This is a genomic window from Actinophytocola xanthii, assembly GCF_001921205.1.
Classification (GTDB): Bacteria; Actinomycetota; Actinomycetes; order Mycobacteriales; family Pseudonocardiaceae; genus Actinophytocola; species Actinophytocola xanthii.
The window spans coordinates 1-3,693 of the sequence record NZ_MSIE01000156.1 but is presented as its reverse complement, the minus strand read 5'-3'; the positions used below and the strand labels follow the sequence as shown (position 1 = coordinate 3,693).

Annotated in this window: 1 protein-coding gene; it reads left to right on the top strand. The window is 66.1% G+C overall.

All coding sequences use genetic code 11. The annotated features are described in order from the left end of the window. The first annotated feature begins 112 nt into the window (after nt 1-112). A complete protein-coding gene (locus BU204_RS37605) occupies nt 113-3,661 on the top strand; it encodes a restriction endonuclease (RefSeq protein WP_158073580.1) in 3,549 nt (1,182 codons plus the stop codon). Nucleotides 3,662-3,693 lie beyond the last annotated feature (32 nt).

Below are 3,693 nucleotides of genomic sequence, written 5' to 3'. Positions count from 1 at the left end.
GCACCCGACACGCCGACCAAGATCAGTTCAGGAACAGGCTCTGAGAGCGCTACCGTGACATGAGGGGTGCTGTGTCGACGCTACGTCGAACGAGATGACGGGGAGGAAGCTGGTGGCGGATGGTGAGCTGCGGCCGTCTGCATCAGGTGATGGAGGCGCCGAACACCCCTCCGGGGACCTTCTGCCAGGTAAGGACCCCGAGCTGCTACCGACGCCGTCCCTGTCGTGGGAGAGGTTCGAGGACTTTACGGAGCGTCTGCTCAGCGCCCACCGTTTCTGCGCGGAGCCGTTGCGTCATGTCGTCCGTGTCGAGCGCTGGGGTCGCCGAGGGGACAACCAGGACGGCATCGACTTCGAGGGCAGCCTCTGCGATGGTGCGTCGGCGAGTTGGCAGTGCAAACGACAGGACACGTTGACCCCCCGCCAGGTCAGGGCGGCCGTGAAAGCCTGCACGTTCCAGGCGGAAGTACACTACCTGGTCTTCTCGGGCGAAGCCTCTCGCAACGCGCGGAATGAGATGGCGAAGCATCCGAAATGGGAGCTGCTCGACCGACGTGGCCTAAGCCGGCTCCTGAACGACCTTCCCCTGCACAAGCAGCGGGACGTCCTTGACGCTACCTGGGGTGCGGCATTTCGAAAGAGATTCCTCGAGGTTCCGGGCGAAGATGCCTTTCTTTCCCTCGAGACGTTCGTCGCCGACCGTCGAGACCCGGGCACGATGCTCAACGATCTGGGGCCGCATGTAGGGCGTGAAGCGGAACTTCAGGCCTTGAGTACGGCGCTGCATCGACACGGGGACTGGCCGGCCGTTGTGGTGGTGACCGGCCCGGGTGGCAGGGGAAAGACCCGGCTACTCGTCGAAGCCCTTATTCAGTTCCAGGAAGAGAACCGCCAGGTCCCTGTGCTGTGCTTGTCGCCCGGCCGTGGCGTCGACGCCGCGGCGCTCGCCGAGCTGCCGCACACGCCGGCGGTTGTCGTCATCGACGATGCGCACCAGGAGCCGGCCGCTATCGCTCCGCTGCTCCAGTACGCCCGTGAGGTGGACGGGACCCAGCTGGTTCTGTCGTCGCGTCCATCGGGCACCGATGCGCTCCGGCGTCGAATCATCAACGCCCGGTACCCGCTCAGCCGAATCGCGACCGTTGAGGTGGGGGAGCTTAAGAAGTCCCAAGCCCGGGAGCTGGTCGATTCTCTCACCGAAGACCTCGGTCTGGCGGTTGCGGCACGTGAGTACTTCGCTGGACAGGCTGTGCATTCACCGCATGTCGCGGTCATTGCTGTGGGCCTGATCCGCCGCGGAGAGTTGACGACGCCGGTCGTGGTCGACATCGGGCTGCGCGAGCAGGTCCTCGCGCGTTACGAGGAGTTGGCGGCCGGCGAGATCGATGGTGTCGCGGCTCCCACGGTCCGACGGCTCCTCGCGGTCTATGCGGCGCTCGGCCCCATCGATGACGAGGACCTGCGCCCAGCTTTCGCCGATTTCTGCGGTCTGACGCGAACGGCCCTCCTCCGTCTGCGTCAGGGCCTGCACGACCGCGGCGTGCTGGTGACCAGCAGCGGACTGACCCGAGTGGTTCCGGATGTCCTGGCTGACGACATCCTCGAGAAGGAAGCGGCGGTTGGAAGCGACGCCACCAACTTCGCCGAGGAACTTTGGAATGTCTTCGGAGGCGCACACAGCCAGCGATTGGTCATCGCACTGGGGGAGCTGGATTGGCGGCTGGCTCGGCAAGGAGGGCCCCGGGTTTTCGACGCGGTGTGGGAGATGGTCCGGTCGGAGCTGCGTCGTGCGGATCACGCCGGGCTCGACAGCGCCCTCGGCAGGCTCGACGGGCTCGCCGTCACGCAGCCGCACGCGCTCGTGGCCGCGCTCGAGGACATCCGGGCGCGCCTGGACGATACCGAGTCCACGATCACGCCAGACCCCGATGCAGACGGTGATGGGGACGGATCGGAGGATGCTCCGCCGTCGGTGGCCGACGAATACTTACAGTGGTGGGGAAGGCCGGCCAACGCGGAGACCGTTCGGCAGCGCATGCCCCCGCTGTATGGGCAGTGTGCCCGCAGCTCTCCCGAACTGCTCGAGACCGTGCTGGACGCTCTCTGGGCCCTGCGGCGCAGCGACGTCCGGCCGACGCACCAGTACCCCGGCCACGCCGAGCGGGTGATCGTCGACCGTCTTGCCAACCTGGAGGACTTGATCGACGCATCGTTTCCCGAGCGGATTGTTGACCGGGTACGCCGATGGCTCGCAGAACCGCCCGATGACGCGGACGTCACCACTCCGCTGTTCGTCCTGCGCCCGCTATTAGCGAAGGAGTGCGAGCGTCACCAGTACGTCGAGAGTTCGCGGCAGCTGACCTTCACGCCCCTCCTGGTCTCGGCGTCCTGGGCGCGGCCGATACGCGACGGGATTCGCGCGCTGCTGCTTGAACAGGCCTCCGGTGCTGACGTGCGTCGCGCTGCTACGGCGGTCGACTTGTTGGGAGAGGCGCTGCGTCCGCCAATGGGTCGTTTCGGGCAGGAGGTGGGTGACGAGGAGGTGCTTGCCTGGGAGGCCGACGATCTCGCAACGCTTGATGCGCTGAAGCGAGCGGCTGAGGCGACGAGATCTCCGGTAGTCCGCCGCATGATCCGCCGTGCGATCGCATGGATCGCGATGGGCGCCCCCTCTCTTCCCGTGCGTCATGCGGCTCTGACATTGCTGACCGCTCTCGATGAACTCGAGGACGATGACGTCGTGGAGTTGCTGTTGCACCCACAGAACCACGGCGAGCTGCTCCGACGCGGGGTCCCGGTGCCCACGCTGGATGAGCTCCGCGCAACGGAGGCGGCGAGAGTTGAGCGCGAACCTGGGGTGTCGGACGACCAACGAGCCGCAACGCTCTCTGCTCGAACCAGTGACCGCCTGGAGCGCCGGAAGGAAGCGCATGACGTTCTGGTCGAGCAAGTCGTGCGCGAGTTGGTTGACCACGGCGATCCGTCGGACGTCGCGGCTGCGCTAGACAAGATCTGCCGAGAGATCCGTAGGGCGATTCCCGACAAGCCTCTGTCGCTGTGGGATGTGTGGCGGCATCTGAGCACCGTGCGCCCGGACCTGGTGCCGGGGATCGTGCTCGCGATCGCGGCCGGTGAACCAGGACCGCTCGACGAGAACCTAGACCAACTCCTCCACGCCTGGGTTGAAGTCGACGAAACCCGTGCTATCGCCTGGCTAGAAAGCCTCGAAAGGCAACGAGCGGGGGTACGCAGCGCGGTCGGGAACGCCTTCGCCAACTACGGATGGACCGACCGCGGCGACACCTTTGTCGATCTCCACCGCCGCGGCACCCAGGACCCAGACCCGGACGTGCAGAACCGGTTCCTGGCCGGCAGCGCGCAACTGCTTGCGAACAATCCACCTGGAACCGTCGCGGACCTGCTGGCCGCGAACATCGCACCCTCTACTGCCTCCCGCGTCCTTGAACTGGCGTGCCGCTATGACGGTGCCTCCTGGGGGGCCCAGCTCCACGAAGCAGACGCTCGGGCGGTCCTCAACCTGGTCGAACACGCCGGCTGGACCGACTACACGGTTCAACAACTCGTCAGCGGCATCGCCAAGGTCCATCCGCGGCTAGTCCTCGACCAACTAGTGCCTCATCAAGGAAGGTTGACGCGGTAACCGTGTCGCGTGGACATCCGAGCTGGTGATCG